The following is an 18,665-nucleotide window of genomic DNA, read 5'->3' on the forward strand; positions in this document are numbered from 1 at the left end:
GAGGCTCGATCCAGCGCGCAGGCTGCCGAGCGGAACCCTCAATCGGCCCCATCGGCGAGCGTCGCCGCGAGCCCAGCGTGGGCGCCGTTCGGGTACGCCGCGAGGTAGCGCGCGGCGAGCTCGCGGGCGCGCGCGCGGAGCTGGAGGTTCCTCGCGCACTCTATCGAGCGGCCGAGCGCCTCCGGCGCGAGCGCGCCGCGCGGCCGCTCCGCGAGGTACACGGCGAACCAGCGCTCGGCCTCCGCCCAGGCGCCGCGCCCGTCGAACGCCATGCGGCCGAGGTGGTACGCCGCCGCGGCCGCGGCGTCGCTCCCGGCAAACCGCTGCCGCGCCGCCTCGTAGAACCTGGCCGCGACGTCCGGCTTGCGGGAAAGCCGCGCCGCGGAGCCGAGATCGACGAGCTCCGCGCCGCCGGCGCGCCCGAGCACCGTGTCGATGCCCAGGAGCTCCACGTCCGCGAGCGCCTCGCCGAGCTTGCCCGCGGCGAGGTGCGCGCGCCAGCGCTCGGCGGGGGCGTCGGCCAGAGGCTCGCCCGTGCGGGGCCGCGGCGCGCCGAGGGAGGGTGGCGCGGGGGCGGGCGCGGGCGCAGGCGCGGGCGCGGATGCGGGGGCGGGGGCGGATGCGGCGGCGCTCGCGCCCGGGAGGAGCGCGGGAGGCTGCGCGGAGGGGGTGGCCTCCGGCTCAGGCGCCGGCGACGACGCCCGCGGCGCGACGGACCGAGGCGCCGCGCACGAAAGCCGCGTCGCTTCGGGGGCGGCGAGGGCGCGCCCCGCGGGGTCGACGCATGGGCCCAGGATGCGCACGCGGCCGGTGATCATCGCGACCGTGAGCTCCTCGGCTTCCGTGTTCCACGTGATGTCGAACTCGGTGCCGATCACGTGGACCTCGAAAGGCCCCCCGGCCACCACCCACCGGGTGTCGTCGCGATGCACGACACGCACGCGCAGCGAGCCGCGCTCGAGGAGGACGCTCGCGCCCCGGGGGCCGACCTCGGTCACCCGGGCGCGCGTCCCGGGCGCGAGGTCCACGCGCGACCCGTCCGAGAAGTCGAGCCCGACCTGCGACGCGTCCGCCGCCACCCACCGGCCGACGGCGCCCGGCGCCTCCGCGACCCGGTACGTCAACGGGTCGCCCGGCCGGAGCAACACGAACCAGAATACCGAGGCGGCGACGCACGCCGCGGCGAGCGCGACGCCGAGCCGCCGCGCGCGGGGAGCCGCCCTGGCGCTCAGCGAGAGCGCGGCCTCCTTGCGGTAGATCGCCTCGAGTCGATCCGCGGTCGACGGCCGCACCAGCCGCTCGAGCGCGGCATCCTGGTGCGCGGCGACCCGGCGCCCCACGGCCGCGACGTCTTTGGTCCTCAGGTCCATCGGTCGCCCTCCGCGAGCCAGGAAGAAAGAACTTCATCCTTCTTGCAGCGCTCGACGAACGCGAGCTCCGCGCGCTGGATCCGGCGCTTGACGGTGGCGAGCGACACCTTGCACGCAGCGGCCACCTCCGTGAGCTCCTGGCCCTCGACGATGCGCAGCGTGAAGGCCAGCCGATCGTCGGCGTCGAGCGTCTCCAGGGCGCGGTAGAAGGCACGCACGCCCTGCCGGGCCTCCGGATCGGCGCTGGCCGCGACCTCCGGCAGCTCGTCGCTCGCGAAGAACGCGAGCCAGCGGTGCCTGCGCCGCTTGCGGAGCGCCTCGCGCGCGACGAACACGGTGACGCTGGTGAGGAAGGGCTTCAGCGCCTCGGGCTCGCGCACGTCGTCGATGCGGGAGAACACCCGGGCGAACACGTCCTGGACCAGGTCCTCCAAACTCCGGACGTCGCCCAGGATGCGAAAGAGCATCCGCTCGACGAGGCCCGCGTAGGTGTCGAGCAGGCGGCGCTCCGCCGCGGGGTTCCGAGCGTGCAGGCCGCGCAGGATGTCGGGTGAGGTGATCTGCGCGCCGGCAGGGCCGTCGGGTGGACGGGGCTTTCGAACGACGCGGAGGTGCACGGACATCGGGTAGCCTCTAAGATGGCCGGCCCCCGCCGCGACGGCTCAGGGCGAGCGTGCGGCGCCGCCCCGCGCCCCGGCTCCTGGATCATGCGTTGACCCGGCGCCTCGGGCTCCGCCCGCCTGATCGCGCCGGGCTTCGCTCACGCGACCGCGCCGGACGCCGCCGCGGCCTCGATCAGCGCTGGCTCCAGCACACCCGCTCGGTGGCCGAGGCCTCTCGCCCCGGAGGGCTCGTGCGCCCGCCAGAGATCCATCATCCGGCGGTACGCCCCGCCGCGGCGGAGGAGCGCCGCGGGCGGGCCCTGCTCGACGACGCGCCCGCCCTCGATGACGACGACGCGGTCGGCGCGCATCGTCGTGGAGAGCCGGTGCGCGATGAGCAGCGTCGTGCGGCCCCGCGAGAGCCCCTCGATGGCCCGCTGCACCGCTGTCTCGCTCTCGATGTCGAGGCTGCTCGTGGGCTCGTCGAGGATCACGACCGACGGGTCCTTGAGCAGCGTGCGCGCGATCGCGAGGCGCTGCCGCTCCCCGCCGGAGAGCGCCACGCCGCCGCGGCCGACGAGGGTCTGGTACCCGAGGGGGAGCCGCTCGATGAACTCCTCCGCGCAGGCGGCGCGCGCCGCGGCGCGGAGCGCCTCGCTCGTCGCGTCGGGCGAGCCATACCGGAGGTTCGCCTCGATGGTGTCCTCGAAGAGGAACGGCTCCTGCGTGACGATGCCGAGCTTCCGCCGGAGCGCGCGCTGCGACAGCGCCCGGAGGTCGAGCCCGTCGATGCGGATCGCCCCGGAGGTCGGATCGTGGAGCCGCAGGAGCAGATCGGCGAGCGTGCTCTTCCCGGCGCCGCTCGGGCCCACGACCGCCACGAACTCGCCGGCCCGGATCGAGAGCGAGACCCCGTCGATGACCGCCCGCCCGGCGGCGTCCTGGTAGCGGAAGCTCACCTGGTCGAGCTCGAGGTCGCCGCGGATGTGCTCCGGGCTCACGGCGCGCTCCGGATCGGCGACCGCGACCTCGGCGTCGAGCACGCCGAAGATCGCCGCCAGGCCGACCTCGGCGCGGCGCGCCGTCTCGTAGACGCCGAGGAGCGTCTGCGCGGGGCCATAGAGGCCGCCGACATAACCGAGGAACGCGACGAGCGTGCCCACCCCGAGCTCGCCGCGGAGGACAAGGAGGCCCCCCACGCCGAGCAGCGCCACACGGCCGATGTTGACGCAGACGCTCCGGCCCGCGGAGAGCCGCGTCTGGAGGCGGATGCTCCGGAGCACCTCGCCCTGCGCCTCCTCGACGGAGCGGATGAACCGGGCGTGCTCGTCCGCCTCGCGCGCGAACGCCTTGACCGTCTTGATGCCCGAGAGCACCTGCTGAAAGCGGTTGTAGATCCCGCACCAGCGGTCGAGCACCTCGCGCTCGCGCTCCACGAGGCGCGCGGTCGTGGCCCTGCCGAAGAGGAGCGGAGGCACGATGAACGCGACCGCGACAAGCGCGAGCAGCGGGCTCAGACGGAGCATGATCCCGAGCGAGACGACGAGGTAGACGAGCGCGGGGAAGAGCTGGAACGCGACCGAAGCAAGGCAGTCCATGAGCGACGTGATGCCGCGATCGACCCGCGTCATCGTCTCTCCGACGCCCCTCTCCTGATGGTACGAGAGCGGCAGCGCGTGCAGCCGCGCGGTTGTCTCGTCGAGCAGGTCGCGGTTGATGCGGAGCCGCACCCGCCACACGGCGAGCGCCCCCAGGCCCTCCGCGATCTGCCGGAGGACGACGAGCGCGCACAGGGCGAGCGTCAGGCAGGCGAGGGCCCGGACGCTCTGCTCCCCGGGCGCGGCCGGCCCGCTCCCGGGGCCGAAGACACCAGCGCTCGCCGAGATCTGGTCGAAGATCGCGCGGTGCGCGAGCGGCTCGAGCGCGGGCAGGCCGCCCGAGACGAGCGTGAGCGCGAGGCACACGGAGAGCCTCGCGCGATGGGGAGATAAGTAATTCAGACTCCGGCGCAGGTCACGGATCAGGGATCGCTTCACGGCCAATGCTCGTTCGCGCCTCATCGCAGCGCAGGAGAAGGGCGCCAGGCGCGGCCGGATACGAGCAGGGGATAGCCCTAGGCGCAACGGTCTTCTCTGCGCGTTCGAATGGAATCATCGGTGTCCCAGGAACCTGCGGAGCCGAGGGATCCTGGGAGTCTGGATCACGCGCCGGCGCGGGCGGCGGCCGCGATGACTCGCGCGCTCGCGCCGGCGGCGCCCGGCGACATGGCGCCGCCGGGGGCCCGCCGCGCGATCGCGCGGGGTCAGCGCGCCGGCGAGACGTCCACCACGCTCGCCGGATCGGTCACCGCGCCCGGCCCGAAGTGGAACTCGAGCGGCTCGTTGTCGAGCCATTGCGGAAGGAGGTTGTTGTAGAAGGCGCTGTCGCGGTGGAGGTCCGACCCGCCGGGGAGCCCGAAGCGCATCTTCGGGCCCGCTGGATCCGCGTCGATGACCAGGCGGATCGACGGCCCGTTGGCGAAGGCGAAGCTGGGCTTTCCGCCGTCCGGCGGGAGCGCGCGCGATCTCGGGTTGGCGACGTTGACGGTGAAGAGCCCGCCCGGCGCGGCGTAAGGCCCGTCATTGTACACGGCAAGGTTGAAGTTATCGAAGATGCTGCGGAGCGTGAGCGTGTGGACGCGGCCCCAGCGCCAGTCGTCCGCCGGGCCGATGACCGCGAGCGAGGCGGCCGCCTTCGTGAGCGCCCGGAGCAAGATGTCGTCCTGCGTCTCCGCCACACCGTCGGTGGTCACGTCGTCCCAGAGCAGCGGGCCCGAGCTCAGGCGCGCCGGATCGCGCAGCGCGCGCGCCACGACGGTCAGCCCGAACCCGGGCTCATCGAGGCCCGCGGCCGCCGCCTCGTCGCCCAGCGCCTCGCTCACGATCGCATAGAACGTCGCGTGGAACGCCGTGCAGCCGATCGACTCGGCCGCGAGCGTCGCGTCGTCCACCTTGCCGGCGTCCACCGGATCGTGCCCGTCGAGCCCTGTCGGACACGTGTGGTCCCAGGCGGCGAGCGCGTCGATGACGGCCTGCTCCTCGTCCGTCAACGTCGCCAGCTCCGCCGCCGAGAGCACGGCAGGCACGACGAAGCTGCCATAGAGCGAGTACGTGTCGCCTTGCATCGCCGTCATGGTGTCGGGCGAATGCGCGTCGCCGCCTTCGTCGAGCAGATCGAGGATCCGCTGCTCGCGCGTCCCGTCGGCCTTGCCCCACGCCTGGAGCGCGCCTTGCCCGTCGTTCGTGGGATCGCCGTCGGCGGTCGCGCCCGTCATGTCGCCGTTCGCCGTCGCGATCGCGGCCCGAGGCGGGTTGAGGAGCTGCGGCAGCTCGGCGAACGGGATCGGGTCGCCCCACTCGGCGCTCCCGTCACCCGGGAGCGGCAGCCACGCGGGCACCTCGGGCGACGCCCAGGGCCGCGCCGGCACCTTGCTGTACGGGAACCAGCCGATGTTGCCCTCGATGTCGACGACGACGAAATTCTGGCTGGCGGAGCTGGCCGCCTCGAGCCCTCTCCTGGCTTCGGCGACGCTCCCAGCGCGCCCGAGGGCGAAGAACGCGTCGAGGTCCGTCCCGCCGTCGTGCCCGCGCCACCGGATGGTCACGGCGGTGCCGGCGTCCGCGTCCTCGCTCACGATGGGCCCGTGGTGCGGGACCCAGCGGAAGGTCTTCTCGATCGTCTCGCCGGAGGCCGCGTCCTTGAACGAGAACTTCTTCTCGACGATCGCCACGTCTTCCCCCTTGAAATCGACCGACGCGCCGTCCCCGGTGAGCGTCTCCAGGTAGACGTCGGCCAGGTCGTAGTACGCGGTGGTCACGCCCCAGCCGATGGACTCGTTCTGTCCGATCATCACGCTCGGCATGCCCGGAAACGTGCCTCCGGCGACGTGGTATTCGCCGTCGCCCCTGCTCTTGGCGTCGAGCTCGACGGGGAACCAGATGCTGGGATTGCCGAGCAACAGGTGAGGATCGTTCGCCAGGATGGCGTGGCCGCTCTCGGTGCGGCCCGGGCCGACAGCCCAGTTGTTCGACCCGGCGTCGCCCGCCATCTTGCGCCGGCCGTCGCCGACCTTCGCCGCGCGCTTCGCGGCGCCCGTGAGGAGCGCCCGGTGCGGCGAGAGCCGCGACACGGCCACCGGCGCGAACGGCCGCACGAGGTCCGCCGTCTGCGCGGCGGGCACGGTGGACGCGTCGAACACGGGCGCGGGCGAGAACAGATCGACGGCGAGCGCCCCGTCGAACAGCGGGACCTGCGCCGCGAGCTCGAGCTCTTCCCCGCTGTTGTTCGAGAGGTCGTTGAGCACGTAGAGGCCGACGGCGGCGCTGTCTTCCGGACTCCAGTCGCGGATCGGGTCCTTCACCATGAGCGCGAGGTTGTACTCGACGGTCAGCGTCGCGCCGTTCCTCTTGTTCCGCATGTCGGCGAGCCAGGCGTTCACGCCGCGCGCATACGCGTCGAAATGCCCTTTCACCTTCGGGCTCGCCTGCTCGTAGAGCGCCCTCTCGAGCGGCTCGCCGTCGCGCGTCGTGAAGAAATGGCGGTTCTGATAGTCCTGCTCGAGCACCCGCGCGCCCGCCTTCACCAGCCCGCCGAGCGACCCCTCGACGAGGTTGCGGATGAAATCCATGAAGAAGAAGCGGTTCTGAGCGTGGAAGTAACCGAGCGCGGCGAAGCAGTCGTCGTCGGACGCGCACTCGAGGTGAAGGACCCCGAGCTCGTCGGTCACCGCCCGGACATCCCCGTCGAGATCGGGAATCGCCACGCCGCTGGGGTCCGATCCCCCTGCGCCGCCGCCCGCGGCTCCCCCGCCCCCCGTCGCTCCCGCGCCGCCTTCACCGCCATTGCCACTTGCCGCGCTGGACGGGGCTTCGCCGTCGTCGCCGCACGAGACGGCGGCCGCCGAAGCGGCAAAGACGAACGCGAGGACCAGCGAACCGAAACGAGCCGTACGCATCATCAGCGATACTCCTTCTGCCTTCGGGCGCACGATATCACGCGCCTCCGGCGGGAACGGCGAGCTGTGCGCGTCGATGGCCTGCCGGAGCAGAGGGCGAGATCCGGCAGCGTCGAGTCGGAGAGCCGGGGCTCCCGGAGCGCGCCCCGCGCGCCGCCGCCCGGAGCGCGCACGGCCCCCGCCGGACCGCCTCCGGCTCGGCCGGGGCGCGCGGCGCCGATCCAACGGCGCGAGCCTGGTTCCCCTCGCCGCGATCTCGACTATGACGCCGGGCATGCGACGCCTCCTGCTCCCCCTCTCCCTCCCCGCCCTGACGCTCGCCGCCGCCTGCTCCGGCGCGCCCCCGGAGCCCGCCCAGACGGCGCCGTCCCCGCGCGCGCACGACGGCGGCCCGCCCGCGGCCGCGCCGTCCCCCGCCGAGGCCGGGGCCGCGGCGCCCGCCGCCCCGGAGGCCGGCGCGCCCGCCGCCCAGGCGGGGACGGCCGGCGGGGAGACCGCCGCCGCCGAGGAGCAGGCGTGCCCGGCCGACATGAAGCTCGTGGAAGGCGAGTACTGCAGCGAGGTCGAGCACAGCTGCCTCCGCAGCTGGTACGACAAGTCGAACAAGAAGACGGTCTGCGAGGAGTTCGCCCCCACCCCGGCCCGCTGCACGGGCGACAAGACGAAGAAGCGCTATTGCATCGACACGTACGAGTGGCCGAACAAGAAGGGGGAGCGGCCCGAGGTGATGAACCGCTTCCACCAGGCGCAGGTCAAGTGCGCCGCCGTCGGCAAGCGCCTCTGCACCGAGTCGGAGTGGACGCTCGCCTGCGAAGGCCCCGAGATGAAGCCGTTCCCGTACGGGTACTCGCGCGACGCGACGAAGTGCAACGGCGACCACCTCTGGGACGATCCCGACATGAAGAAGGTCGCGAAGCGCGACCCGGGCGAGCTGGCCCGCCTCTGGAAAGGGGTGCGGAGCGGGTCGCAGCCCGAATGCATCAGCGACTATGGCGTCGCCGACCTGCCCGCGAACACCGACGAGGTGGTGGCGAGCGAGACGAGCGGCGGCTGGCGCGGCAAGTTCGACAGCGTCCACACCGGCGGCCCCTGGTACAAGGGCGTGCGCAACCAGTGCCGGCCGAAGATCTACACCCACGACGAGGGGTTCTATTATTACTTCCTGAGCTTCCGCTGCTGCGCCGAGCCCGACGGCAAGGCCACCGAGCCGCGGACGCCCCGGCAGGTCCAGGAGGGGTGGGACATGTCTCGCGTCGAGCGGATGGCGCAGTTCACGGTCGAGGAGATGCGCGGGAAGCTCGAGCTCAAGGAGCAGGGCAAGTGCGAGTGCAAGCCGACCGACATCCGGTGCAAGACGATGTGCGGCACGCTGCTCGGGCCGGGCGCCGTGGACGCGACGCCCGGGGGCGGCGCGCCGGCGGCGCCAGGGAGCGGTGAGAAGAAGCGGTGAGCGGCGAGGCGCCCGCCGGGCCCGCGGCGCAGCGCGAAGGGGCCACCTCCACGCCGCCGCCCGCGGGCTCCGCTACATGCTGGCGTCCGTCAGCATCGCCACGACGCGCTCGATCGACCAGTAGCCTGCCATTGCGCCCATCGCATACACCACGCCGCGCCTCACCGTCGCTGGTTGCGTGGGGACGCGCGCGGCAAGGAGGCGCAGCGCGATCACCAGCGCGATCACGCCGAGCTGACCGAGCTCCACGCCCACGTTGAAGAACAGGAGCGCAATCGGCACATGCCTCTCCGGCAGCCCGATGTCGAGCAGCGACGACGCGAACCCGAGCCCGTGGAGCAGCCCGAAGGCGAACGTGACGGCCCAGGGGGCCCGGCGGGTGAGCGAGTCGGTCGACCGGATGCACTCGCCGCAGATCAGCACGATCGAGAGCGCGATGGCCGCTTCGACCGGCGGGGCCGGCAGCGTCAACCAGCCGAACACGGCGCAGGCCAGCGTCAGGCTGTGCGCGACCGTGAAGGCCGTGACGGCGCCGAGCAGCTTCCGGCCGCCGCGCACGAGGAGCGTGAGCGCGATGACGAAGAGGAGATGGTCGAACCCGGTCAGGATGTGCTCGACGCCGAGCCACGTGTAATCGACCATGATCGGCCGGAGCGCGCCGAGCCCGGCGGAGGCGGGAATACCGTAGACCAGAAGGCTCGGGTCGTCGCCGGTCAACACCCGGACAAGCCGGCTTCCATTCCGCCACTCGACAACCACCATCACGTTGGTCTCGGTCCCCTCGAGCCAGGGGAGCTCGATGGCGCCGACCAGGCCGGATGGACCGCAGTCGAGAATTGCACCGTCGAGCTTGCAGGCCGGGGGGAACACGGCGGGCGTCGCGAGGTCGGAGCGGAGCGCGGACGAGCTCGCCTCCCAGCGCACGCGGAACCGCCCCTCGTGACCTTCCACCTCCGTCAGCGAGAGGAGCGCTGAGTTGAGCGCGTGGCCGGCCGCGGGGACGGGCGCCAGGAGCAGGGCCAGCAAGAACGGCAGGGACCGAGCCAGCCGGAGCAGACGAGAACGATTCAAGGGCTCTCCTTGAACCTGTACTGCGCGAGGAGGCTCTCGACGAGCTCGTCGACGGCTTCCTTCTTCCTTGCGGCGACCCAGTCGCTGGTGAGGGTCGCGCGGATCGCCTCGCGGCTGGGCAGCCCCCCGCTTGTCTGGTTGACCCGCACGAGCAGCAGGCTGTCCTGGGTCTCCACGGCCTGCCACGCGGCGAGCGGCGAGCTGCAGATGCTCTCGGAGACCGCGGGACCGAACTTGGCTGCGAGTGAATCGCGGGTGAGGTTGCCACCCACGATCGGACGACCGAGCGTCCTCGGGTCCGCACCGTCGGCCAGCGCCCGTCGATACGTCGACCGCTGCTCCTCTGCGGCCGGGTCGCTCCTGGGAAAGGTGACGACCTCGAAATCGTACCGCAGCGGCGTCTCGTACTTGCTCCGGTGAGAAGCCAGCCACGCGTCCAGCTCTGCGTCCGTCGGCTCCCGTGCCGCCATCGGCTGAGCCGCCCGTGTCCGCAGCCGCTCGGCCAGCGCGACCCGCACCGTCGCATCCTGCCGATCGAGCCCCTCCCGCAGCGCCTCACGGTAGAGCACCTCGTCCCGCTTCCACCCGTCGAGCGCCGCCGCCAGCTCGGCCTCCGTCGGCGCCCGCCCCATGGTGTCGCGGAACTGCCGCTCCAGATCCGCCTTCAGCCCCGCGCTGACGACGATCTCCCTGGGATCGCCGGCGACGAGCCGGTGGCCGAGGAACAACAGCGCGCCGATGAAGAGGAAATGAATGACCGGTTCGCGGAGCAGCCGAGCGAAGCTCCCCATGGTTCTACTGCTGATGTCAGGCATGAAACGCGCTCTCGCTGGGGGAGAGGAGACCCAAACGCTCCGGAGACGTCAAGCCCCCGCTGCGGGGCCTGCCCCGGGTGAGGTCGGCTCCGCCCGAAGCCGCGCCGGCAGCGGCGCGGGGCTTCGGGCGGCTCGCGTCAGGGCGACAGCGTGACGGACTTCGCGTCGAGCGCCACTTCGTAGTAGCCGTGCGGATCCCACTTGAGCGGGGCGCCGTTCTGCTTGAGCGTGCCGCCGGTGACCGTCACGCGCACGTACTTGCCCGGAGGGAAGTTCTGGGGGAGCGTCCAGTTGTAGGTCGTGTCGTTCCCGTTCTTGGTGTTGGTGCCGTCGGTGATCGCCTTCTGGCCACGCCAGTACGCGCCGATGGTCTCCATGGTGCCGATCCACACGTCGCCGTACGCCTTGACGGCCTTGACGTGATCGACCCAGGCCTGGAACGGGATGGGCTGATAGGCGCCGTCGCTTCCGCCGGTGAAGCCGTGGATGCAGAAGGTGCGCCACTTCTTGCCGCTTCGCGCGCTCGCGACCTCCGAGTCCATCTGCGCCTTGGAAGCGTTGGTCGGGGGAATGTAGGTGGGCAGACTGAACGGATTGCTGCTGTCGTTCGGGCCGATCAGGGCGTTGGACACGCCGCGATTGATGAGGAAGCGCGACTGGGCGATGCTCGTGTATCCACTCGCGCCGTACGGAGCCGCCATCGTGTACGCGGTGATGCCGAACTTTTGCTTGATCCATTGCTGCGCGGAGTCCGTCGCGGAGCCGCCGGGGTCGTCCATCGCGTGGCTGGCCGTGTGATTGGCGATCTCGTGCCCATCCGTCAGCGCCTTTTGCCACACCGGATTGCTCGCTTCGCTCTTGCCGGTCCAGACGTAGAAGGTGAACGGCACGCCGAGCGCGTTCATCGCATCGTAGTTCTGGATCTGCGTCTGGTTCGAGTCGTCGAAGCTGTACGTCACGGCGCCCGCGAAGCCGGCCCAGTCGATGACCTTGAACCCGCCCGCCGCGCCGGCCGGCTTCGGCGCATTGCCGGCGCCGGGCGCCGGCGGAATGCCGGAGTCGGGCAGCGATCCTCCATCACCGCCGCCGCCCGTCCCTCCTCCACCCGCACCCGCTCCGCCGGTGCCAGCCGGGTCCGAGCCGCCGGTGCCGGCCGGGTCCGAGCCGCCGGTGCCGGCCGGGTCCGAACCACCGTTGCCCCCCCCGGACGCCGAGGTCGCGCCGGGATCCCCGCCGCTGGAGGAGGAGCTTCCCGGCGTGCCGCCGCTGCTGCTGCTGCCGCCGCCGCTGCTGCTCGTCGTCTGCTGGCCGCCGGTGGTGCCGCCGGAGGTCTCCCCCCCGTCGTCATCGCCGCCGCAGCCGCTGACGTGCAGCGTGCCCAGCAACAACATCGCACCGAGCGCCAAGGACGATGACGCAGGAAAATTCTCGAAGTGGAGGAATCGCGCAGATTTCAGCATGGGGTGAGGATACAAATTCCCGGAAGGCGCTCAAAGGATTATGCGCGACGCACGCGGGTCGACGCATCGCATGAAGGGCTCATATGTTACCAAAAGTAGCGAGCGGCTCACACGTTACCAAAAGTAGCGAGCGGCCCTGACACGTTACCAAAGGTAGCAAGGGCCGCGTCAGCGAAGCGCTCCGCCGTATCTTTCTAGCGACGCGGCGACTGCCGGAGCGTACCGGGCTTCGCGTCGGCCTCATGTGCAGGGCTGTCACCCTGACTCGCCAGGTGGATTCCAACCCGCCTGGACGATCGGCAAAGCAGGCGGGCGGGCCCGTGCATAGGGCCGGAAGCACCGCCCGCCGCGTGGGTCCAAGGGTCCGCTTCACGGATCTCCCTGGTGTCCGAGCAACACGCGTCGACACCATCGATGCAGGCGCACGTCGTCGGTCGCGAACGACCAGCGGGCGGCGAGCCATCGCTCGGCGGGTTCGAACAGCGCGTCGAGGTGCTGGGCCAGCAGCCACTCCCGGGCGAGGCGCCGGTCGCGATCCGTGGCGGTCGTGGTGATGAACGGCGTGAGGTAGATGACGGCCGACAGCGGATCGAGCCGAGCGTCTCCCACGATGGGTAGGCCCCCGAAGTCGATCACGGCGCTCACCTCCTGGCCTTCGACCAGCACATTGCCTGGATAGAAGTCCATGTGCACGAAGCTCGGTCGCTCCGGCTCGGGCAGCGCGGCGGCCAGAGGCGCCGGATCGATGCCGTCGAACGCGCTCCCGGCGCAGGTCAGGCTCTTCCTTGCGCGCAGCTCGAGGTAAGCGCGGTAAGAGGGCGTCCGGATCGGCTCGGCTTCGCAGAGGTCGCCGTACCACGCAGCGCTCACGCGCAGGGCTCGCAGGCGCGTCGAGGCCTCGAGAAAGCGAAGGATGAGCTGTTCCCGCTCGGCGCCGGCCGCCTCGCCGAGCACCTGCAAGAGGGGCCGCCCGGGCAACCGCGGCTCGAAGGTGATGAGGCGGCCGTGCAGCTCGGTCATCTCCAGGACACGCGGGATCGAGAACGGCACCGCGCTCGCGCCCTGGTGGAAGTCCTCGAGCAGCTGGGCTCGTCGAACGATCGTCTCCCGGACGGTCCCGGGATGGTGGACGCGCGCGACCCGCTCGCCGCCCAGCGCGAACACGCAGGCTTCACCGCCGATGCCGAGCAGCGCATCCCGGGTCAGGCCGAGATGGCTCATCACCTGCAGCAGAGGGGCGTCGTCGTCGATGCTCATCCCGAGGTCCGCTGCGGGTGACTCGTGTTCATGATCTCGCTCTCCCCGGCGCCGCGCGCCCCTCAGAAGAAGGCTTTCAACAGGCCTATCGCGCCCTGCTTCCAGGGCACGCGGTGGGTCACGCCCGAGCGGCTCTCGAACTCGCTCCTGTGCGCCCGGTACCACTCGAGGTTGCGCACCAGCGCGTCCTTGTTCGAGTACCTCGGCGTGAAGCCGAGCACCCGCTCGGCCTTCTCGATCGACACGAACGAGTCCTTGGACGCCGTCTCGTAGACCCACTTGTAGAGCGGCGACACGCCCATCGCCTCGAGCGCGCGCAGGCCGAGCACCGCCGGCGCCGCCGGGAAGGGCACGATTTTCTTGCCCTTGCCCACCGCGTCGAGCACCGCCTGGTAGTCCTCTCCCATGGTGGTGAATTCCTTCGCGCCGATGTTGAAGGTGTCGTTGGCGATCGACGCGTCCTTCGTCATGCACAGGGTGATCGCCTCGCAGAGATCGGCCACGTCGAGGAGCTGGTAGCGGTTCTTGCCGTCGCCGATCATGGGGAAGCCCTTGCCGTCGAGCGCCCAGTCATAGAGCAGGGCGAAGACCCCGAGCCGCTCCGGGCCGATGAAGGACTTGGGCCGGATGATGGGCACCACGAGCCCCCGGCCGCGCTCCTCGAGGCACACGACCTCGGCCTGGATCTTGGCCTGCCCGTACGGGCCCACGCCGTCGAGCCGGTCGTCCTCGCAGAGCGGGTGGTGGTCGGGGATGCCGTACACGGCCGTGGAGGAGATGTGCACGGCGCGCTCGACGCCGTGGCGGCGCGCGGCGCTCATGACCACGCGCGTGCCGATCACGTCGGTCGTGTAGATCTCCTCCGCCGTGTACAGGGGCAGCGCTGCCGCCGTGTGCACGACGAAGTCGTGCCCCTTCACCGCCGCGTCGACGACCGCCGCGTCACGGATATCGCCACGCACCTCGCGGATGCGCGACCGCTCGGGGTAGTCGAAGTCCAGGAGGTCGAGCGACGTGACGTCATAACCGCGCTCGAGCAGGTGCCGCACCAGATTGATCCCGAGGAAGCCCGCGCCGCCCGTGATCAGGACCTTCTTCTTGCTCATCGTCTCACAACCTCGCTTCTGGGACAGGAATCAGGAATGAGAGCCGCCGGCGCTCACGCGCCGCGCGCCTCGATGATGGCCCGAGCCTCGGCCGGGTGGCGCTTGCACTCGAGCAGCGCCCCGAGCAGGAGCGGCGCCACGATGGTCGCGTCCGACTCGATCACGAACATGGGCGTGTCCTCGGTCAGCTTGTCCCAGGTGATCTTCTCGTTGGGCGTGGCGCCGGAGTACGAGCCGTAGGACGTCGTCGAGTCGGAGATCTGGCAGAAGTAGGCCCAGGGCCGGGCCGGCTCGTCGAGATCGTACTTGAGCGACGGCACCACGCAGATGGGGAAGTCCCCCGCGATGCCCCCGCCGATCTGGAAGAACCCCACGCCCGCGCCCGCGCTGAGCGCACGGTACTGGTCGTAGAGCTCGGCCATGTACTCGATGCCTGACTTCACGATGCTCGCGCTGCACTCGCCCCGCTTCACGTAGGATGCGAAGATGTTGCCGAAGGTCGAGTCCTCGTGGCCCGGGACGACAAGCGGCAGCCCGGCCTCCGCGGCGGCGAGCAACCAGCACTCCTCGGGCGGTCCGCGGTGGAGCGCGGGCTCGACCGCCTGGACCAGCTCGTAGAAGTACTCGTGCCAGAAGCGGCGCTCGCCGCTCGCCGTCGCCCGCTCCCACCTGGGGACGATGTGCTTTTCCACCGCGCGGAAGGCCTCGTCCTCGGGAATGCTTGTGTCGGTCACGCGCCGCATCCGGTTCTCGAGGATGCGCGTGTCGTCCTGCTTGGTGAAGTAACGGTAGTCGGGGAAGTCACGGTAGCCGTCATGCGCCACGAGGCGAAACAGCGACTCTTCCAGGTTGGCGCCTGTCACGGACATGCCGTGGATCAGGCCGGCGCGGATGGCCGGCGCCAGCGTGATGCCGAGCTGGGCCGAGGACATCGCCCCGGCCACGGCCCAGAACATCTTCCCCCCGCGCTCGATGTGCTCCCAGTAGGCGAGGAGCGCGTCGCGCGTCGCGCGGGCGTTGAAATTCTTGTAATTGCGGAGAACGAACGTGAGGAGGGGCAGCGTCGTGGCCCCCGATTTCGTCTCAACCATGCTTTGCCGAGCCTCAGCGACCACGAAGGTCGTCCCGGTGGTCTCGGGTCGCGCAGGCCACCAGGGACGCGCTACGGACCGGCGCAGGCCGGGCCGCCATCGCAGCGTCGGGTGGCTTCGGGAGCACCGTAGCATGAATCACGCGGATCGTGTCAAGCCCGTCGCGGCGGGCGGTCCACCTTGTCTGCGCTCTCACGCGACGTCGTGCAGCCCAGACCGCGTGCCGACCAGCGCGCTCTCACAGCGACCTGGACCGGCGGCCGGCGCCAGCAGGTGGACGAGCGCTCGATCCGCGCAGGCAGCTGAGAACGCTGCACGCTTTGGACGGAACGAACCGCGGCCATTGTCGTCCTCTCTTCCCGATTCCGTCTGACGCCGGATCCCTATTATCGGAAGAATCGCCCGCGTCGTCACGTTGCTCGTCCGTTGCGAAGAGGGGAGAAGGGGCGATGGGCGCACGGAGCCTGCGGATCCCATGGGTGGTCCTGGTCGTCCCCCCGCTCGTCGTCGTACCGACGCAAGGAGAGGCATCCGAGCTCAGCGCCGGTGTGAGCCTCGGATGGCTCCAGGCCGGTACCAGTACAAAGGGCTCGGCGCCAAGATGATGGACCCATGAAACACAGCCTCAACGAGCTATTAGATATCATTTATCGATACTATCCACGCGGGGTTGGAATCACCGACGATGTCGATATTCAGCTACGCAATGCGACCGAAGAGCACGCCCGGCTCGTGGCCGCGCGAATCCGAGCATCAAAGGACGATCGCTGGCACACCCTGCTGCGTCGCATCAAAGAGCGCTTCCCAGGCATGGTCATGAACGAGTCGCTTCATCTTCCCTCCGGCGGCTGCGACGGATGTTACTCATTCGCGCTCGATCTGGCAGAATCCAACGGCCGAACGCTGTGGTTCCAAGTGAGCTTCCTGGCTCCGTACTACATTGTTCACCGTTCGCAGACAATCGAAATAGTAAAGCAGATAAGGGACCTTTTCATAGTCGATTTTCAGGGCATGCACTTCCGCGTCTCAGGAAGTACACTCGATCCGAGGCTCATCTCGAACCCGGACCACGAAAGCCCAAGGACGGTCCCCATCAAGCGGAACTACGTCACGTTCGAGCTGTCGCTCGCCGAGCAGCCATACGCGGACTGGGTTGCCCATGAGATCGAAGCGATCTTCGGTTGCCAGCGCATGCCGCCAGAGGTTGGAACCGCGTTCGTGCCAGAGGTGGCGACGGGTCTGCGGATTCCTGGGGCGGTCAGGGTATACGATTGTTTCTTCTCAGAACACGAATGGGTGAAGCCCTCGCCGTCCGACGTGCCGGCACCCGGCGTAAGTGTCGGCGTGACCAACCTCACGGAACGGTTTATCGCGGTGCTTACCGTGCTCCGGGCGCATCACCAGATTGGATTGACTCTCACGTTGCCCGAAGCGGTTCTACGACTGCCAGAATCGTATCGACAGTCCGTGGGGGTTTTTGCTTCAGTATCGACGGATGGCTTCCTACACAAGGATAAGATGCTCGAGCAGCTTGCGCGCATGCGTCCGCACGACGAGTCGCCGGAGACTCTCCGCGCCATGGCTGCCAAGCGCGAGCTCGAAGCGCTGGTCGCTTCGTGGGACGGCGAAGGCGAGCCGCCGGCCGCCATGGTCGCCTGGGCCTCGAGCTTCCTGGCGAATTGGCCCGTGAACTCGGAGCCCGTAGCTTCGTCGTAGCACGACTGCTGGAAGGTGTCCCCATCAGCGGGAAAGCCGCTGAGATCGCCAAGAGGAGAGCGGGAAGGCCATCCCGGCATGTCCCCTCCTGCTCCCATGGTTTCTTGGCGTCACGGCAGATCGCTTGGCTGCCTGCCTCCCTGCAATCGTGGCAGCCGTCGTGGAGGCCGTGCTGAGCTCCCATGACGTGACTTCGGCTATTCGGGAAACCGCAGCGTCTTGTGAGCCTCGCCGCTCTCTCCCACCGTCGTGCTGCCATCGTAGTTCCAGCTGGTGCCGCCCTTGCCCGGCTGTCCGATCTCGATGGTGACGCCCTCGAGCGTGAGCTGGTCCTCGTCGAGGTAGGCGACGCCGATCGAGTCGCCGCCGCGCCCGGGACCGCCGTAGCCGCCGGGCCCTCCGTCGCCGCCCTGGCCGCCGAAGCAGGCGACGAGCTCATCTCCCAGCGTTCCGCCCCCTGCGCCTCGGCCGCCTATGGCGCCGTCCTGGGGTTCCCCGCCGTCGCCGCCGTCGCCGCCGTAGTCCGCCGTGATCTTGGTGTCGCGCACGGTCAGCCGGGCGTGAACCGCGAGGATGCCGATGGACGGCTGTCCGTTCGCTCCCCCGCGGCCTCCTCGGCCTCCGCACCCGCCGGCCCCTCCCGAGCCTCCTCCTGGGCCCCCCTTCGAGGCCACGCCGCACACGGCGAGCCCGCCCCGACGACCGCCGCCGCCGCCGCCGCCCTGGCCCGGCGTGCCCCAGGTCCCCTCGCCCCCCGTGTCGCCCTCCCACCCTGTATCGGTGAGGCGCCCGATGCCCTTGCCCGGCACGCCCTGCGTTCCCGAAGCCCCAGGGCCCCCCTCGGATCCGTTGCTGCAACTGCGGTTGTCCTGCTCCCCGATACCACCGCGTGCGGGCGGCAACAGGTCGGCGGGCTCCCCATCGCCTCCATCCTCGGCGCTGTCGGGGTGCCCGTCCCCTCCCTTGCCGCCGATGCTCGTGTGCCCGCTCTCGCACTGGTTGACGGCCGCAGGTGCACCGGCGACGACGGTCGCCGAGCACGCGTGCCCACCGAAATTGCCATCCAGTCCGTCCGGTTGCCTGTACTGCCACTTCTCGCCGGGAATGCCTCCATCTCCTTGGCGGGCGGAGATCTCGCTCCGCAGGATCTCCACTGCCGTGCTCGACTGCACGAGCACGCTGACCGGGCCCGCCGAGGCGACCTCGAGATCGGCGAGCGTCGACACCCCGTCCGCGGCCCCCGTGTCCTCGGGGCCCGCGGGCTCGACAATCACCATGGGGCCGAAGACCGTGGCGTGAGAAAACGTGGTCCGCGGGCGCAGGGGGTCGCGCACCCACTTCCGGCAGTGGAAGCCCCCGAGGAGATCCACGCCGGAGGGTACCCTGATATGCTCCACGATGAATCCGTCGTTGCAGAGGAACACGCGCCCTCGTCCAGCGCGCGCGAGCTCGATGGCGCGCGCGACGGTGAACACCGGCTTCGCCTTCGTGCCGGGGTTCCTGTCGTCGCCAAAACCGTAGTTTCCGGCGAGGAACACGCCGCAGCCGTCGTCGAGGATATCGGCGGCGACGTGCTCGACGCAGACCGACTCCGGAGGCGGCTCGTCCTCGCACGAGGTGCCTTCACAAGGCATCACGCCAGGGTCGTTCACGCCGGGCGCGGTTCCGCAGCCGGCCGCCCACGGCGACAAAAGAAGGATGAAGGCAGCAGCGGTGGTCTTCCTCATGGGCGTC

General features: G+C 70.4%; 13 protein-coding genes. 2 read left to right on the forward strand and 11 right to left on the reverse strand.

Annotation, left to right across the window (positions count from 1 at the left end; genetic code table 11):
* Positions 1–38 precede the first annotated feature (38 nt).
* The 4 genes from WMF22_RS37630 to WMF22_RS37645 form a co-directional block, all read right to left on the reverse strand.
* A complete protein-coding gene (locus WMF22_RS37630) occupies positions 39–1,370 on the reverse strand; it encodes a FecR domain-containing protein (protein WP_438032876.1) in 1,332 nt (443 codons plus the stop codon).
* Positions 1,361–1,993 carry an RNA polymerase sigma factor gene (locus tag WMF22_RS37635; protein WP_438032877.1) on the reverse strand — a complete coding sequence of 211 codons (633 nt, stop codon included), beginning with the start codon at positions 1,991–1,993 and terminating at the stop codon, positions 1,361–1,363. The genes WMF22_RS37630 and WMF22_RS37635 overlap by 10 nt, the downstream gene beginning before the upstream one ends.
* Positions 1,994–2,130: 137 nt before the next feature.
* Complete coding sequence (locus WMF22_RS37640; protein ID WP_438032878.1) at positions 2,131–4,008, reverse strand: ABC transporter ATP-binding protein; 1,878 nt, start codon at positions 4,006–4,008, stop codon at positions 2,131–2,133.
* Positions 4,009–4,274: 266 nt separating this feature from the next.
* Positions 4,275–6,968 carry a penicillin acylase family protein gene (locus tag WMF22_RS37645; protein ID WP_438032879.1) on the reverse strand — a complete coding sequence of 898 codons (2,694 nt, stop codon included), beginning with the start codon at positions 6,966–6,968 and terminating at the stop codon, positions 4,275–4,277.
* A gap of 271 nt (positions 6,969–7,239) precedes the next feature.
* On the opposite strand from WMF22_RS37645, the gene WMF22_RS37650 reads away from it, so the two are divergent.
* Complete coding sequence (locus WMF22_RS37650) at positions 7,240–8,415, forward strand: SUMF1/EgtB/PvdO family nonheme iron enzyme (protein ID WP_438032880.1); 1,176 nt, start codon at positions 7,240–7,242, stop codon at positions 8,413–8,415.
* 72 nt (positions 8,416–8,487) lie between these two features.
* On the opposite strand, the gene WMF22_RS37655 is transcribed toward WMF22_RS37650, so the two are convergent.
* The 6 genes from WMF22_RS37655 to WMF22_RS37680 form a co-directional block, all read right to left on the reverse strand.
* A complete protein-coding gene (locus tag WMF22_RS37655; protein ID WP_438032881.1) occupies positions 8,488–9,486 on the reverse strand; it encodes a HupE/UreJ family protein in 999 nt (332 codons plus the stop codon).
* A complete protein-coding gene (locus WMF22_RS37660; protein ID WP_438032882.1) occupies positions 9,483–10,277 on the reverse strand; it encodes a hypothetical protein in 795 nt (264 codons plus the stop codon). The genes WMF22_RS37655 and WMF22_RS37660 overlap by 4 nt, the downstream gene beginning before the upstream one ends.
* A 161-nt stretch (positions 10,278–10,438) precedes the next feature.
* A complete protein-coding gene (locus WMF22_RS37665; RefSeq protein WP_438032883.1) occupies positions 10,439–11,692 on the reverse strand; it encodes a polysaccharide deacetylase family protein in 1,254 nt (417 codons plus the stop codon).
* 438 nt (positions 11,693–12,130) lie between these two features.
* Positions 12,131–13,018, reverse strand: coding sequence for a phosphotransferase family protein (locus WMF22_RS37670; protein ID WP_438032884.1), 888 nt, complete (start codon positions 13,016–13,018; stop codon positions 12,131–12,133).
* Between the two features lie 62 nt (positions 13,019–13,080).
* The gene (locus WMF22_RS37675; protein WP_438032885.1) at positions 13,081–14,124 is read right to left on the reverse strand and encodes an NAD-dependent epimerase/dehydratase family protein; all 1,044 of its coding nucleotides are present in this window, start codon (positions 14,122–14,124) and stop codon (positions 13,081–13,083) included.
* 53 nt (positions 14,125–14,177) lie between these two features.
* On the reverse strand, positions 14,178–15,215 hold the full coding sequence (locus tag WMF22_RS37680) for a deoxyhypusine synthase family protein (RefSeq protein ID WP_438032886.1): 1,038 nt from the start codon (positions 15,213–15,215) through the stop codon (positions 14,178–14,180).
* 612 nt (positions 15,216–15,827) lie between these two features.
* Between WMF22_RS37680 and WMF22_RS37685 the strand changes: the two genes are divergently transcribed.
* A complete protein-coding gene (locus WMF22_RS37685; RefSeq protein WP_438032887.1) occupies positions 15,828–16,931 on the forward strand; it encodes a hypothetical protein in 1,104 nt (367 codons plus the stop codon).
* Between the two features lie 197 nt (positions 16,932–17,128).
* Here the strand turns inward: WMF22_RS37685 and WMF22_RS37690 are convergent, their stop codons facing one another.
* Positions 17,129–18,658, reverse strand: coding sequence for a hypothetical protein (locus WMF22_RS37690; RefSeq protein ID WP_437294789.1), 1,530 nt, complete (start codon positions 18,656–18,658; stop codon positions 17,129–17,131).
* Between the last annotated feature and the right edge of the window lie 7 nt (positions 18,659–18,665).

This window comes from Sorangium sp. So ce204, assembly GCF_051526795.1.
GTDB lineage: Bacteria > Myxococcota_A > Polyangia > Polyangiales > Polyangiaceae > Sorangium > Sorangium cellulosum_B.